Origin of the sequence: Staphylococcus sp. AtHG25 (genome assembly GCF_003217445.1) — a bacterium.
GTDB lineage: Bacteria > Bacillota > Bacilli > Staphylococcales > Staphylococcaceae > Staphylococcus > Staphylococcus haemolyticus.
On sequence record NZ_QJSN01000002.1, the window covers coordinates 98,556 to 114,339 of the forward strand.

Below are 15,784 nucleotides of genomic sequence, written 5' to 3' on the forward strand. Positions count from 1 at the left end.
CTCCTTATTTAATAACTTTAGCTATAACACTTGGATAAAGTTCATACTCCAAACGCTTTACACGTTCTTCCAAATTCTCTTTAGTATCGTCCTGTTTTATATCACATTGTCGTTGTTCAATAATTTCTCCCGTATCCATACCACTATCAACATAATGTACAGTTGAACCAGTTACCTTATCGCCACTATTAAACGCTTGTCCAATAGCATCTTTCCCCTTATATTTCGGTAATAGTGATGGATGGATGTTTAAAATTTTACCTTCGTAAGCGTCTAATAAATCAGGTCCAATTAATCGCATATAGCCAGCAAGTATTATCCACTCAACTTCTTCACGCTTTAACAGTTCTATTAAATGTTGTTCGTAATCTGCTTTAGTAGTGAAATCCTTAAGCTCATTTATATTAACTGCTACTTTTAATTGTTTTGCTCGTTCAACACAATATGCATCGTGATGATCAGTATATAATGAAGTAATTTCTATATTGTTGAGCTCCCCTTTATCTGCTTTTAGCACAATATTCTCAAAATTACTACCTGATCCAGATGCAAATATAGCTACTTTAGTCACTATTCTACCCCCTCAAGTAAAATGGGTGACTCTGCATTGGCAATAATTTCACCTATTTCGTAAGAAGAAATACCTTGTTGTTTTAAGATATCAAGTGTTTGTGCAACGTCTTTTTTATCTACTATGGCTGTGAAACCAATACCCATATTAAAGACATTGTACATTTCATCCGTTCCAATATTAGCTTGTTGTTGTAACCAATCAAATACTTTTGGTGTAGGAAAAGCTTGTGTATAAATTTTCGCTGCTAATCCATCAGGTAATCCACGTGGAATGTTTTCATAGAAACCACCACCAGTGATATGATTCATTCCTTTAATTTGAACAGCTTTTTTCAAAGCAAGAATTGGTTTAACATATAATTGCGTTGGGGCTAAAAATGTTTCTAAGTATGTACGACCATCAAAATCGTCATTTAAATCAATACCAGATTCTTTAATTAATTTACGTACTAAGCTATAACCATTTGAATGTATTCCATTAGAGGCTAAACCAATGATGGCTTGACCTTCTTGAATTGCTGATCCATCAATATAGTCGTCTTTCTCGACTGCTCCAACAGCAAATCCGGCAAGGTCATATTCACCTTCATGATACATTTCACCCATTTCAGCTGTTTCTCCACCAATAAGTGCAGTGTTAGTCTCTTCGCATCCATCACTTACACCTTTAACAATCTGTTCGATTACTTCCGGAATAACTTTATTCGTTGCAATATAATCTAAGAAATATAATGGCTCAGCACCAGTAGTCAAAATATCATTTACACACATTGCTACTGCATCTATTCCGATTGTATCGTGTTTATCATTATCAATAGCCAATTTCAATTTAGTACCAACACCATCTGTACCAGAAACTAGTACCGGCGCCTTCATATTTAATTGAGACAAATCAAAGGTAGCACCAAATCCACCTAAACCACCAAGTACCTCTTTACGCATTGTTCGTTTAACATGACTAGACATTCTCTCAACCGCTTCATAACCTGCATGAATATCAACACCTGATTGTTCATAAGCTTTAGACATGAATATTACCCTCTCTATCAAAGTAGTGTTTATGATTATTAATATAATCCTGTTGACGTTGACTTAAGTTCTTATAATATTTATCTTCGTAATCAAATAGTCCTGCTGGATAATCACCTGTAAAGCTCTCTACACATAAACCACTATACGGTGCGTCATAATTTAATCCAATCGATTCAATTAGACCGTCTACGCTTAAATAAGATAATGAGTCTGCACCAATATAATCACAAATTTCTTTAGGTGACTTACTTGCAGATATGAGTTCAGCAGTCGTTGAAACATCTATTCCGTAAAAGCTTGGGAACATAAATTCTGGAGAAGCGATTCTTACGTGAACTTCTTTTGCTCCGGAGTCTTTTAACATTCTGACAATACGTTTACTCGTTGTTCCACGTACAATTGAATCATCAACTAAAACAATTCGTTTACCTTCTACGATATCCTTGACTGCCGACAATTTAACGCGGACACCTTGTTCTCTTAACTCTTGAGTCGGTTGGATAAATGTACGAGCTACATATTGGTTCTTCACCAACCCCATTTCATAAGGTAGGTGGCTTTCTTCAGCATACCCACTTGCAGCTGATAATGATGAGTTGGGTACACCAATAACCATATCTGCATTTGCAGGGCTTTCTTGTGCTAATTTTTTTCCAGATGCTTTACGAACAGCATGAACATTTTTGCCAGCAATAGTAGAATCAGGACGAGCGAAATAAATATATTCCATAGCTGAGATTGCTGTATTTGTATGACTCGTATATGATTTCACTTCAATACCTTCATTATTAATAACAACATATTCTCCGGCATGGATATCTTGCACGTATTCAGCACCTAATACATCAATGGCACATGTTTCACTAGCTAAGATGTACGTGTCATCTTGCATTTTACCTACTACCAGTGGACGGATAGCATTAGGATCTACTGCTCCATATAATGCATCTTTAGTAAGTATTGCAAATGTGAATCCGCCTTTAATTTGTCGCAAGCTCTCTTTTAAGGCTTCTTCAAAAGTTGGCGCTTTACTTCTGCGTATTAAATGCATAATCACTTCAGTGTCAGATGAAGAATGGAAGATTGCACCATGTTTTTCCAAATATTGACGTAACGTCTGGGCATTAATTAAATTACCATTGTGGCAAATCGCAACGCTCATATCGTAAAAGTGATATAAAAATGGTTGTATATTTTCAATCCCTTTATTACCTGATGTGGCGTAGCGAACATGGCCTATGGCGTTGTGTCCATCTTTAAGTTGATCCATTTGATCACCTTTTATTGCTTCTGTTAACAATCCAAGACCACGTTCACCTTTTAAAACTTCTCCATCTGATACAACAATACCTGCACCTTCTTGACCACGATGTTGTAAACTGTGAAGTCCCATATAGGTTAATTGGGTGGCTTCTGAATGATTCCAAATGCCGAACACACCACATTCTTCGTTTAATCCACTGTAGTTAAACATTGTGCAATTGCTCCTTCCCAACTTTCTTTAATCTCTGAGACTTTTTCAACAATCGAACTTTGAGCATTAGTAACTTTAAATTCATCAACATCTGTTAATTGACCAATTTCTACAGCTCCCTCAATATTTAACGTCTGTCCTTCTTTAACAACAATAATATATCGACCTTGCGTTTCACTAAACAATTGTGCATCTGAAAGGTCAATGGAAGCTTCTAATCCTAAACCATAATGAGCACTGATACGTGCTAAAGTGATCAATAAACCACCTTTACCAACTGTTTGTACGTGAGAAGCCACGCCACTTCTAATCGCATTCTTGACTGCTTCTCCTTTATTAGCTTCATCGCTTAAATCAATCGCTTCAAATTCATGATTGACTTTACCGTATAATAATTTTTCAACTTGACTACCACCAAAGTCATCTCTTGTTTCACCAACTAAATATAATTTATGACCAGCTTCAGGATGGAAATCATTTAGATAATCAATGTCATCTATCAAACCTACCATTCCTACGACAGGCGTTGGGAAAATGGATGTGCCACGTGTTTCGTTATAGAGTGATACGTTACCTGAAACTACCGGTGTTTTTAATACTTCACACGCTTCTGACATACCTTTCGTTGAATCAATTAACTGCTGATAGATTTCTTTCTTTTCAGGAGAGCCATAATTTAAGCAATCCGTCATAGCAAGTGGTGTTGCACCTACTGCTATTAAATTTCGATAGGCTTCAGCTACGACCATTTTTCCACCTTCATAAGGCTGATTAAACACATAACGCGCTTCGCCATCAATTGTAGAGGCTACAGCTTTATTCGTACCTTCAACACGAACAACTGAAGATTGTAAACCTGGTTTAATGATAGTATTGGCACCAACTTGTTGATCATATTGTTCATACAAATAATGTTTTGAGGCAATCGTTGGATGTATTAGAAGTTTCTTGAATGTTTCTTCGACATTTATAGAGCTATAGTCATTTTTAGATGTGTTATACTCTTTCACTTCACCTTCTAAAACATAGACCGGCGCTTCATCTGCAAGTGATTGAACCGGTATATCCGCGAATACTTCATCTTCATATTTAAGTACGAAGCGGTCAGTATTTGTTACCTCACCGATAACTGCACTATCAAGTTCATGTTTTTCAAATAAATCTAAAAATTTTTGTTCAGTACCTTTTTCAACTACTAATAACATTCTTTCTTGTGTTTCAGAAAGCATCATTTCATAAGGTGAAATACCTGGTTCTCGTGTAGGTACTTGATCTAAATGTAATTCAAGACCACTGCCACCTTTAGCTGCCATTTCTGATGATGAAGATGTTAAACCAGCGGCCCCCATATCTTGAATACCAACTAATTCGTCGAAAGTAATCGCTTCTAATGTGGCTTCCATTAATTTTTTACCTACAAAAGGGTCACCAATTTGAACAGATGGTCTTTTACTTTCACTTTCTTCAGTTAACTCTTCAGATGCAAAAGTTGCACCATGAATACCATCACGGCCTGTTTTTAAACCTACATAAATGACTGAGTTACCATCACCTTTAGCAGTCCCTTTTTGAATCATGTCATGATCAATAACACCTACACACATGGCATTAACCAATGGATTTCCATCATAGCGATCATCAAATTCAATTTCTCCTGCCGTAGTTGGTATACCAATACAATTACCGTAACCACCAATACCACGGACAACGCCTTTTAATAAACGTTGATTTTGTTTTACTGATAATTCACCGAATCGTAGACTGTTTAACAGATTGATTGGTCTAGCTCCAATTGATACGATATCTCTAATGATGCCACCTACACCAGTTGCAGCACCTTGATAAGGTTCGATAGCTGACGGATGGTTATGTGATTCAACTTTAAATACTACTGCTTGATTATCACCAATATCCACAACACCTGCGCCTTCACCTGGTCCCATTAAGACATGCTCACCAGTAGTTGGAAATTGTTTTAAGAATGGTTTAGAGTGCTTATAAGAACAGTGCTCACTCCACATAACCGAGAAGATGCCTATCTCTGTAAAATTAGGTTCTCTTCCTAATATTTCACAAACTTTGTTATATTCTGCGTCACTTAAGCCCATATCTTGATATAATTTTTCAAACTTAATTTCTTCAATACTAGGTTCGATAAACTTAGACATTTTGTTCCCTCCAACTATTAACCATTGCTTCAAATAATTTCACGCCACTGTCAGTTCCAAGAATTTTTTCAAGCGCACGTTCAGGGTGTGGCATCATTCCGCAAACATTACCTGCTTTATTTACAATACCTGCAATATTTTCATGAGAGCCATTTGGATTATCTTCATATGTTAAGATAATTTGATTATTTTCAACTAATTCGTTATATATGTCATCTGTGCAATAATAATGACCTTCGCCATGCGCTACTGGATAAACTACAATTTCATTTTCACCATACAAATTTGTAAAAGGAGTTTGATTATTAGCAATTTTTAGATTTTCATTTCTGCTAATAAATAAATGAGAATCATTATGAAGTAATGCACCAGGTAATAAACCAATCTCAGTGAGAATTTGGAATCCGTTACATACACCTAGAACGGGTTTGCCATCATTAGCCAAGCGCTTTACTTCGTTAATTATTGGTGCTACACTCGCCATTGCACCTGAACGTAAATAGTCTCCAAATGAAAAACCACCAGGAATTAATACGCCATCATAACCTTCCAATGATGTCTCACGATAATCAACATAATCTGCTTGCGCACCTGACTTAATCGCTGCGTTGTACATATCTCTATCACAATTAGATCCTGGGAATACGAGAACTGCAAATTTCATTTTATGCATTCTCCTTTTCGTCAACGATTTTATAACTATATTCTTCAATTACAGTATTTGCGAATAACTTTTCGCTTAATGTCGTCACAATGTTATCGACCGCTTCATCAGTTGCTTCGTCAACCGTCATGTATAAAACTTTACCTACACGAATATCATTAACTTGTTTATAACCTAAGTCGTGAACAGCTCGATTTAGTGCTTGTCCTTGAGTATCTAACACCTGTGGTTGTAATGTAATGTGAAGTTCAATAGTTTTCATTATTTTAATTCCTCCAATTTATTTAAAAATGTTGTATATGTGTCAATAAGTGAACCTGTATCATTGCGATAGACGTCTTTATCAAAGTTAGAATCAGAATATTTATCCCAAATACGACATGTATCTGGAGAAATTTCATCAGCTAATAAAATTTTACCGTCAGAAGTTTTACCAAATTCAACTTTAAAATCAACTAATCTTAAATCCATCTCATCCATCAATTGAACTAATACTTTATTAATATCTTTAGCCATAGTTTTTAGTGTTTCAATTTCACTATCGTTCGCTATTTTTAAAAGTTTAACGTGATCATCCGTAATTAATGGATCATTTAAGTCATCATTTTTATAGAAAAATTCAACTAACGGTGCTTCGAATTCATAACCTTTGTTAAAACCTAAGCGTTTCGTTATAGAACCTGTTGCTATGTTACGTACTACAACTTCTAGTGGAATGATTTTAACTTCTTCAACTAATTGTTCCATTTCAGAAAGCTGCTTAATAAAATGACTCGCAATTCCATGTTGAGCTAAATATTCAAATATTATAGAGGTAATTTGATTATTTAATCGTCCTTTACCTTCCATTTTGTCTTTTTTTGCACCATTACCAGCCGTAACTTCATCTTTATACTCAACTCTCAATTGACCTACATTGTCTGTTGAGAAAATTCTTTTCGCTTTTCCTTCATATAATAGCGCCATTAACTATTCTCCCCCTTCAAACTGTTTGAGCATATCTTTCTCAGTTTCATCGACATTATTCGTTAAAATTGTCATATGCCCCATTTTACGATTAGGTTTACGTTCAGGTTTCCCATAAATATGAACATGCCATTCTGGATGATTAGCAAACTTATCTTCTAATAAATCTAAATCGCGACCCAACAAATTCATCATCACTGCAGGTTTTAAAATTTCAATTTCTTTTGGAAGATTTTGTCCAGTAACTGCTAATATATGTGTATCAAATTGTGAATAATCACAAGCTTCAATTGAATAATGTCCGGAATTGTGTGGTCGTGGTGCAATTTCATTTACATATAATTGATTTGATTTATCGATGAAGAATTCGACTGTAAACGTACCTACAAAATGTACCTCATTAATAATTTTATTTACTTCATCTCTAGCTTCTTGTTCCTTATCACTTCTCGCAGGCACAATGGTTTTAAATAATATTTGATTTCGATGTTCATTTTCTTGAAGAGGGAAATACGTAATTTGTTTTTGGTTACCAATCGTAACAGTTAAAGAAACTTCGAGTGCAATATCAAGAAATTGTTCTGCTACACACTCTTGTTGTGAAATGAGATCTTTAGCTTCTTGAATGGATTCTTCATTTTTAACTAAGACTTGTCCTTTACCGTCGTATCCACCAAAACGCGTTTTAACTATAAATGGATATCCTAATTGATTAATCACAACATTTAGGTCTTTTTCCTCTTTAATAGGTAAAAAAGGAACAATTTTAGATCCTGCTTGTTGTAATGTTTGTTTTTCAGTTAAACGATCTTGTAATAATTGAATAGCTTGATAACCTTGAGGAATATTGAATTTTTGAGTTAGACGAATAAGTTGTTCAGCTGAAATATTTTCAAACTCATAAGTGATTACATCAGATTTCTCACCGAGTTCATGCAAAGCTTCTTCATCGTCATAAGCGGCAGTTATAAATTCGTGAGCTACTGATTTACACGGACTATCAGGGTTAGGGTCTAAACAAATGACTTTAAAACCCATTTTTTGAGCAGATTGAGCCATCATTTTACCTAATTGACCGCCTCCAATAATACCAATCGTGTCACCGAACTTTAATTTACTGAAGTTCATTTTGCATTTCACCAACTTTATCTACTAGACTTTGCTCATATTCATCTAAATGTTTACGAACTGATTCATTACTAATACTTAAAATTCTCGCAGCTAATATCCCAGCATTTTTTGCACCTGCATTACCTATTGCAGTTGTAGCCACCGGAATACCTCCTGGCATTTGAACAATCGATAATAAAGAATCCAATCCTTTTAAACTTTTTGACTCAATCGGTACTCCTATAACAGGTATTGTTGTCATTGATGCAACCATTCCTGGTAGATGTGCAGCGCCACCTGCACCAGCAATAATGACATCGTATCCATGTGTTCTAGCTTGACTTGCAAATTCATACATTAATTTAGGCGTACGATGTGCCGAAACGACTTTCTTATCGTACGGTATTTCGAATTTATCTAACATCGCACAACTTTCTTGCATAACCTTCCAATCTGAAGAACTACCCATAATAACCGCTACTTTCACGTTGTACACCCTTTCAAAAGTTTGAAATTTATTTACGATTAGTTGTATATTACAGATATAGCATAACAATCATGAGATGCTTTTTCAATCAAAAATCGAACTTTAACTTAATTTTTACTTTTAATTTACGTCTTTCGGCTATCGATTGACGTGACAGAAGATTTAAAGTTAAGGTATAAGTATGATTTAAACAAACAAGGAGGAATTTTTTGTGGTTGCAAAAATTTTAGATGGGAAACAAATTTCTAAGGACTACAGACAAGGTTTACAAAATCAAGTTGAAGCTTTAAAAGAAAAAGGTTACACACCAAAATTATCCGTAATCTTAGTAGGTAATGATGGTGCGAGTCAAAGCTATGTAAACTCTAAAAAGAAAGCTGCTGAAAAAATCGGTATGATTTCTGAAATTGTTCATTTAGATGAGGATACTTCTGAAGAAGATGTATTAAAAGAATTAGACCGTTTAAACAATGATGATTCAGTAAGTGGAATATTAGTTCAAGTACCTCTTCCTAAACAAGTAAGTGAACAAAAAATCTTAGATGCGATTAATCCTGAAAAAGACGTTGATGGCTTCCACCCCTCAAATATCGGTAAGTTATATATTGATGAGCAAACTTTTGTTCCATGTACGCCACTAGGCATTATGGAAATTCTTAAACATGCTGATATTGATTTAGAAGGTAAAAATGCAGTTGTTATTGGTCGTAGCCATATTGTCGGTCAACCAGTATCAAAATTATTATTACAAGCTAACGCTACAGTAACTATTCTACATTCACGTACTAAAGACATGCATAGCCATTTGAAAGATGCTGATGTTATTGTCAGTGCAGTTGGTCAACCAGGTTTAGTAACTAAAGATGATGTAAAAGAAGGCGCTGTTATTGTTGACGTTGGTAACACTCCAGATGAGAATGGTAAATTAAAAGGTGACGTTGAATTTGAAGAAGTTAAAGAAGTTGCCGGTGCAATTACGCCAGTTCCAGGTGGCGTTGGCCCATTAACAATAACTATGGTGCTTAATAATACATTATTAGCTGAAAAAATGCGTCGTGGCATTGAATAATATAATTATTCTTACTTAAACTATATGTATGTTGAGTAAGTCGTTTAAATTTCAATTAAACAAAGCGAAATAAAAGCACAGGGATGATGTTTATTAAATATCATCCCTGTGCTTTATTCATTTATAATTTATACAAAATCTTATTAATAAATATCTATTTCAATATTAAACTGCAACACTTAATTTTGGTACAAATGTTTCATAATGAATATGACTTTGATCAACATCTAATGCTTTTAATACTTCAATAACAGATTGAATGAATTTAGCACCACCACAAACATAAATCTCTGTATTTTCACTTATATATTTTTCTAAGTATTCTTTAGTTAAATAGCCATTTTTTTCGCGATCATAAAGTTCATATTTTGCTTTGTCTGATTTTTGACTAATATTTTCTAAATATGAAGTGAATGGTGTATCATTGACATCTCCAGTTACTTGAATAAATTGAGCATTACTATCTTTAACAACCACTTCATTAAACATTGAAACTAATGGTGTAACACCGATACCCGCACCAATAAATAATTGAGGCTTTTCAGGATTTGCAACCGCAAATGGACCTACGGGTGCTGATAAATTAATTTTGTCTCCTTCTTTTAATTCATCATGCAATATAGTTGAAACTTCACCTTCATGGTCAGTTGTCACATCACGTTTAACAGCAAATGTTAAACGCTCGTTTTCTCCAGATACAATTGAATAATGTCGTTTTGCGCGATATGGCATTTTTTCACTACTTACATCCACAGTGATGTATTCACCAGGTGTAAATTGACTTAAATCATAGTCAGTAGATTTAACTGTGAAAGCTTTGATATCTGAAGATAATTGTTCGATTTTTTCGATTTCAAAAGGTTGGAAACCTTCCCAAAGCATACTAGCATAGATATCTTTTTCAACTTGAATAAACACATCTGCGATTTCTTGATAAGCTTTCTTCCAAGTTTGTATGATTGGATGATCATCTTCTAGTCCTACTACTGCCTTTATTGCTTCTATTAAATTTTCTCCAACAATGTCATAACCTGCCGGCGGAACTTCTAATGCACAATGTTTATAAGCGATTTCTTTAACTACAGGCATGATGTTGCCTAAATTATCAATATTAACAGCTGCTGCTAAAACACTTTGCGCTAATGCAGTTGATTGAAATCCTTTTTGTTGGTTCGTTTGGTTAAACATATTTTTTAATTCTGGATGTTGATTGAACATTCTATTGTAAAAATATGAGGTTATTTCAGTCCCTTTCTCTTGTAATACTGGTACCGTTTCTTTGATAATGCCTTTTTCTTTTTCATTTAACATGAAAGTCACTCCCATTTAGTTAAATATTTCAAACCTTTTCCAAATTCATTCTATTCCAATTTGCAAAATTTTTAAATCAATTGTAATTAAATTCACAAATTGTTCATTTTACATAATCTTAATATATATTTTTCTTCTTATTATTTAAATTCTTAAAATAATACGATATATTAGGACTATAGTATGATGTTTATTTTCAGAATATATTGTATAGTTTAATTAAATTACTCAATGACTTTATTTTTTTAACGGAGGTTAACTTAATGAATAAACTAATCCAGTCACTTTCAGCGCTAGGCGTCTCCGCAACTCTAGTTACCCCCAACTTAAGTGCAGAAGCAACAACTAATCACTCCCCGGAGCTTAGAGGTGTGAATGATATCGTAATCGAAAAAGGCCAAAATTATAATCTACTAAATGGAATTAGTGCTTATGATAAAGAAGATGGTGATTTAACACATAAGATCACTGTAGATGGTCATGTTGATACTTCTAAAGTAGGCAAATATAAAGTGAAATATAATGTCATTGATTCAGATGGTGCAGAAGAAACTTCAACTCGATACATAGAAGTTAAATAATATGACAAATTTTTGAGATGAGATGAATAATCTCATCTTTTTTTGTGTCAAAAACCCTTGAAAACATTGAAATTGATAACGTTTCTCAACTGCATGCGTATTTCACTTAAATTTGTCATTTTTCACAGAATAGACACATAATTTTAACAAATCTTACATTCCCCGTCATTCCTATTGTTTCTAGTTGTTTCCTATATATAATTATAATTTTTTTCGGATAAGTACTTGTAAATATTGCGTAATAAACTAAAATTAATGATAAGCCCTACATTTGTAGTATTAGGAGGTCAAAAAAGTGTCAAAATTTAAGTCTTTGCTTCTAATGTTCGGCACGCTAATTTTACTTAGTGGTTGTTCGAGTGTTGAAGTATTTAATGCAAAAGGGCCAGTAGCAAGTAGTCAGAAGTTCTTGATTATCTATTCAATCATCTTCATGCTTGTTATTGTTGCTGTTGTACTTACTATGTTCGCTATTTTTATTTTCAAGTATAGCTACAATAAAAACAGCGAAACTGGTAAGATGCACCACAATTCTTTAATTGAAACAATTTGGTTTGTGGTACCTATCATTATCGTAATTGCTTTATCTATTCCAACAGTTAAAACTTTATACGATTATGAGAAACCACCAGAAAGTAAGGAAGATCCAATGGTTGTATACGCAGTAAGTGCTGGATACAAATGGTTCTTCGCTTATCCAGAACAAAAAGTTGAAACGGTTAATACTTTAACTATTCCTAAAAATCGTCCTGTAGTATTCAAATTACAATCTATGGATACGATGACAAGTTTCTGGATTCCTCAACTAGGTGGTCAAAAATATGCCATGACTGGCATGACAATGAATTGGACTTTACAAGCCGATCAAACAGGTACTTTCAGAGGTCGTAACTCAAACTTCAATGGTGAAGGTTTCTCTCGCCAAACGTTTAAAGTACACTCTGTAGACCAAAGTGAATTCGATTCTTGGGTTAAAGATGCTAAGAGCAAGAAAACACTTAGCCAAGATGAGTTCGATAAACAACTCTTACCAAGTACACCTAATAAAGAATTGACATTCAGTGGTACTCATATGGCATTCGTTGACCCTGCAGCTGATCCAGAGTACATCTTCTACGCTTACAAACGTTACAATTATGTTCAAAAAGATCCTAACTTTGTAGCTGAGAAGGACTTATACAAAGATGTTACTGATAAACCACAAAAACCAGCTCGTAAGGTTCAAATCACTAACGCTAACTATAAGCGTCATGGTATGAAACCTATGATTCTTGGTAACAATGATCCTTATGATTATGAATTCAAGAAAGAAGAAGATCATAACTCTAAGGAAATGGAAAAAATCAGTAAAAGTGCAAAAGACGAAAATGCGTCTAAATTTGGTAGCAAAGCAGACAATGATCATGGAGGTGGACATTAATGAATTTTCCATGGGATCAATTGCTCGTTAAAGGTAACTGGATGATTACAATGGCACAAATTGGTGCGCCATTCCTAGTTATTGGTTTAATCGCAGTAATTACTTACTTCAAGTTATGGAAATATCTTTACAAAGAATGGTTCACATCCGTAGACCATAAAAAAATCGGTTTAATGTACTTAATTTGTGCCGTACTTATGTTCGTTCGTGGTGGTATTGATGCATTACTATTACGTACTCAATTAACAATTCCAGATAATACTTTCTTGGAATCAAATCACTATAACGAAATCTTCAGTACGCACGGCGTTATCATGATTATCTTTATGGCTATGCCATTCGTATTTGGTTTATGGAACGTAGTCGTTCCACTACAAATTGGGGCTCGTGATGTGGCGTTCCCAGTTATGAATAACATTAGTTTCTGGTTATTCTTCGTTGGTATGATTTTATTCAACCTTTCATTCATTATTGGTGGTTCACCAGCGGCTGGTTGGACAAACTACGCACCATTAGCTGGTGAATTTAGTCCAGGCCCAGGTGTTAACTATTACCTAGTCGCAATACAGATTTCAGGTATTGGTACTTTAATGACTGGTATTAACTTCTTCGTAACAATACTTAGATGTAAAACACCAACAATGAAATTCATGCAAATGCCTATGTTTACTGTAACAACATTTATTACGACTTTAATCGTAATTCTTGCGTTCCCAGTATTCACAGTTGTACTTGCATTAATGACTACTGACCGTGTATTTGGAACTGCATTCTTTACAGTTGCCGATGGCGGTATGCCAATGTTATGGGCAAACTTTTTCTGGGTATGGGGGCACCCTGAGGTTTATATCGTTATCTTGCCTGCATTTGGTATTTATTCAGAAATTATTCCAACATTTGCTCGTAAACGTTTATTCGGACACCAAAGTATGGTGTGGGCAACTGCTGGTATCGCATTCTTAAGTTTCTTAGTTTGGGTTCACCATTTCTTCACAATGGGTAATGGTGCTTTAATCAACTCATTCTTCTCAATTTCAACAATGTTAATCGGTGTACCAACCGGGGTTAAATTATTTAACTGGTTATTAACATTATATAAAGGACGTATTACGTTCGAGTCACCTATGCTATTCTCATTAGCCTTCATCCCTAACTTCTTATTAGGTGGGGTTACAGGTGTAATGTTAGCGATGGCATCAGCTGACTATCAATACCATAATACTTATTTCTTAGTAGCTCACTTCCACTATACATTGGTTACTGGTGTTGTATTTGCCTGCCTAGCTGGTTTAATCTTCTGGTATCCTAAGATGATGGGTTACAAATTAAACGAAAAATTAAATGCGTGGTGCTTCTGGTTATTCATGATTGGATTTAACGTATGTTTCTTACCACAATTCATTCTTGGATTAGACGGAATGCCTCGTCGTTTATACACTTATATGCCTTCTGATGGTTGGTGGTTATTAAACCTAATCTCTACTATTGGTGCATTATTAATGGCTGTTGGTTTCCTATTCTTAGTAGTAAGCATTGTATACAGTCATATCAAAGCTCCACGTGAAGCTACTGGAGATAACTGGGATGGTCTTGGACGTACTTTAGAGTGGTCTACTGCTTCTGCAATTCCACCTAAATACAACTTTGCTATCACTCCAGATTGGAATGACTATGATACATTTGTTGATATGAAAGAACATGGTCGTCATTATTTAGATAACCATAATTATAAAGACATTCATATGCCAAACAATACACATACAGGTGTAATTATGGGTATATTCATGTTATTAGGTGGTTTCTTCTTAATTTTCGAAACTGTAATCCCTGCTGCAATCTGCTTAGTAGGTATTCTTGGTTCATTAGTTTACCAAAGTTTCGTACAAGATCATGGTTATCATATCCCTGCTTCTGAAGTTGCTGAAAATGAAGCTCGTTTAAGAGAAGCTCGTATTAAAGAAAGGGAGGCTGTAGGTCATGAGTCATGATACAAATACTGTTGATTCACGTACGCACGAAGGTCAATTAAATAAACTTGGCTTCTGGATTTTCCTTACAGCCGAATTCTCATTATTCGGTACTTTGTTCGCAACGTTATTAACGTTGCAACATGGTGGTGATTATGCTGGCAAAATGACAACAGAATTATTCGAGTTACCGCTTGTATTAATTATGACGTTTGCCTTATTAATTAGTTCTTACACATGTGGTATTTCAATTTATTACATGCGTAAAGAAAAACAAAACTTAATGATGTTCTGGATGATTCTTACTGTCCTTTTAGGTCTAGTGTTCGTTGGATTCGAAATTTACGAATTTGCTCACTATGTTTCTGAAGGTGTAACACCACAAATTGGATCTTATTGGTCTAGTTTCTTCATCCTATTAGGTACACACGGTGCTCACGTATCATTAGGTATTGGTTGGATCATTTGTTTATTAATTCAAGTGGCTACACGTGGTCTTAATAAATTTAATGCTCCTAAATTATTTATTGTAAGTTTATACTGGCACTTCTTAGATGTTGTTTGGATCTTCATCTTCACTGCCGTATATATGATAGGGATGGTGTATAGCGGATGAATACAATCGTAAAACATACAGTCGGCTTTATTGCCTCAATCGTCTTGACGTTATTAGCAGTTTTCGTAACTCTATACACAAACATGACATTCCATGCTAAAACAACAATCATCTTTGGCTTTGCTTTTATTCAAGCTGCAGTTCAATTATTAATGTTCATGCACTTAACTGAAGGTAAAGATGGTCAAGTACAATCGTTCAAAGTTATCTTTGCGATTATCATCACATTAGTGACTGTTATTGGTACGTATTGGGTTATGCAAGGTGGACATTCTCACCACTTATAATTTAATATTTATCTCACACAAAGAACCTGTTATGAAACTCGTCAAAGTTTCAAACAGGT

Annotated in this window: 16 protein-coding genes; 6 read left to right on the top strand and 10 right to left on the bottom strand. The window is 34.6% G+C overall.

What is annotated here, in order from left to right; translation table 11 throughout:
- Window positions 1-4: 4 nt before the first annotated feature.
- From purN to purE, 9 genes are read right to left on the bottom strand one after another with little or no spacing between them, the layout of a single operon-like run.
- The gene (purN, locus tag BDW31_RS02070; RefSeq protein WP_037549307.1) at window positions 5-571 is read right to left on the bottom strand and encodes a phosphoribosylglycinamide formyltransferase; all 567 of its coding nucleotides are present in this window, start codon (window positions 569-571) and stop codon (window positions 5-7) included.
- On the bottom strand, window positions 571-1,602 hold the full coding sequence (purM, locus tag BDW31_RS02075; protein WP_037549304.1) for a phosphoribosylformylglycinamidine cyclo-ligase: 1,032 nt from the start codon (window positions 1,600-1,602) through the stop codon (window positions 571-573). The genes purN and purM overlap by 1 nt, the downstream gene beginning before the upstream one ends.
- Complete coding sequence (gene purF / locus BDW31_RS02080) at window positions 1,595-3,079, bottom strand: amidophosphoribosyltransferase (protein ID WP_037549320.1); 1,485 nt, start codon at window positions 3,077-3,079, stop codon at window positions 1,595-1,597. The genes purM and purF overlap by 8 nt, the downstream gene beginning before the upstream one ends.
- The gene (gene purL, locus BDW31_RS02085) at window positions 3,058-5,247 is read right to left on the bottom strand and encodes a phosphoribosylformylglycinamidine synthase subunit PurL (RefSeq protein WP_037549300.1); all 2,190 of its coding nucleotides are present in this window, start codon (window positions 5,245-5,247) and stop codon (window positions 3,058-3,060) included. Before purL ends, purF begins: the two co-directional genes overlap by 22 nt.
- A complete protein-coding gene (purQ, locus tag BDW31_RS02090; RefSeq protein WP_033079948.1) occupies window positions 5,240-5,911 on the bottom strand; it encodes a phosphoribosylformylglycinamidine synthase I in 672 nt (223 codons plus the stop codon). Before purQ ends, purL begins: the two co-directional genes overlap by 8 nt.
- Before the next feature lies 1 nt (window position 5,912).
- On the bottom strand, window positions 5,913-6,173 hold the full coding sequence (gene purS / locus BDW31_RS02095) for a phosphoribosylformylglycinamidine synthase subunit PurS (RefSeq protein ID WP_033079949.1): 261 nt from the start codon (window positions 6,171-6,173) through the stop codon (window positions 5,913-5,915).
- The gene (purC, locus tag BDW31_RS02100; RefSeq protein WP_053024333.1) at window positions 6,173-6,877 is read right to left on the bottom strand and encodes a phosphoribosylaminoimidazolesuccinocarboxamide synthase; all 705 of its coding nucleotides are present in this window, start codon (window positions 6,875-6,877) and stop codon (window positions 6,173-6,175) included. The genes purS and purC overlap by 1 nt, the downstream gene beginning before the upstream one ends.
- Window positions 6,878-6,880: 3 nt before the next feature.
- The gene (gene purK, locus BDW31_RS02105; RefSeq protein ID WP_053024332.1) at window positions 6,881-8,005 is read right to left on the bottom strand and encodes a 5-(carboxyamino)imidazole ribonucleotide synthase; all 1,125 of its coding nucleotides are present in this window, start codon (window positions 8,003-8,005) and stop codon (window positions 6,881-6,883) included.
- The gene (gene purE / locus BDW31_RS02110) at window positions 7,992-8,474 is read right to left on the bottom strand and encodes a 5-(carboxyamino)imidazole ribonucleotide mutase (protein WP_037549288.1); all 483 of its coding nucleotides are present in this window, start codon (window positions 8,472-8,474) and stop codon (window positions 7,992-7,994) included. Before purE ends, purK begins: the two co-directional genes overlap by 14 nt.
- A gap of 211 nt (window positions 8,475-8,685) precedes the next feature.
- Here purE and folD point away from each other — a divergent pair, with 211 nt between their 5' ends.
- The gene (gene folD / locus BDW31_RS02115; RefSeq protein WP_037549286.1) at window positions 8,686-9,543 is read left to right on the top strand and encodes a bifunctional methylenetetrahydrofolate dehydrogenase/methenyltetrahydrofolate cyclohydrolase FolD; all 858 of its coding nucleotides are present in this window, start codon (window positions 8,686-8,688) and stop codon (window positions 9,541-9,543) included.
- 165 nt (window positions 9,544-9,708) lie between these two features.
- Here the strand turns inward: folD and BDW31_RS02120 are convergent, their stop codons facing one another.
- Window positions 9,709-10,854 (bottom strand): globin domain-containing protein, encoded by a 1,146-nt coding sequence (locus BDW31_RS02120; protein ID WP_037549283.1) that lies wholly within the window; start codon window positions 10,852-10,854, stop codon window positions 9,709-9,711.
- Between the two features lie 263 nt (window positions 10,855-11,117).
- Here BDW31_RS02120 and BDW31_RS02125 point away from each other — a divergent pair, with 263 nt between their 5' ends.
- The 5 genes from BDW31_RS02125 to qoxD all read left to right on the top strand — a co-directional run bounded on the left by BDW31_RS02125 (window position 11,118) and on the right by qoxD (window position 15,725).
- Window positions 11,118-11,435, top strand: a complete 318-nt coding sequence (locus BDW31_RS02125) for a DUF5011 domain-containing protein (RefSeq protein WP_011276172.1) — start codon at window positions 11,118-11,120, stop codon at window positions 11,433-11,435.
- 295 nt (window positions 11,436-11,730) lie between these two features.
- Window positions 11,731-12,855, top strand: a complete 1,125-nt coding sequence (gene qoxA / locus BDW31_RS02130) for a cytochrome aa3 quinol oxidase subunit II (RefSeq protein ID WP_110709038.1) — start codon at window positions 11,731-11,733, stop codon at window positions 12,853-12,855.
- A complete protein-coding gene (gene qoxB / locus BDW31_RS02135) occupies window positions 12,855-14,843 on the top strand; it encodes a cytochrome aa3 quinol oxidase subunit I (protein WP_053024330.1) in 1,989 nt (662 codons plus the stop codon). The genes qoxA and qoxB overlap by 1 nt, the downstream gene beginning before the upstream one ends.
- The gene (qoxC, locus tag BDW31_RS02140) at window positions 14,833-15,438 is read left to right on the top strand and encodes a cytochrome aa3 quinol oxidase subunit III (protein ID WP_037535537.1); all 606 of its coding nucleotides are present in this window, start codon (window positions 14,833-14,835) and stop codon (window positions 15,436-15,438) included. Before qoxB ends, qoxC begins: the two co-directional genes overlap by 11 nt.
- Window positions 15,435-15,725, top strand: coding sequence for a cytochrome aa3 quinol oxidase subunit IV (gene qoxD / locus BDW31_RS02145; protein ID WP_011276176.1), 291 nt, complete (start codon window positions 15,435-15,437; stop codon window positions 15,723-15,725). Before qoxC ends, qoxD begins: the two co-directional genes overlap by 4 nt.
- Window positions 15,726-15,784 lie beyond the last annotated feature (59 nt).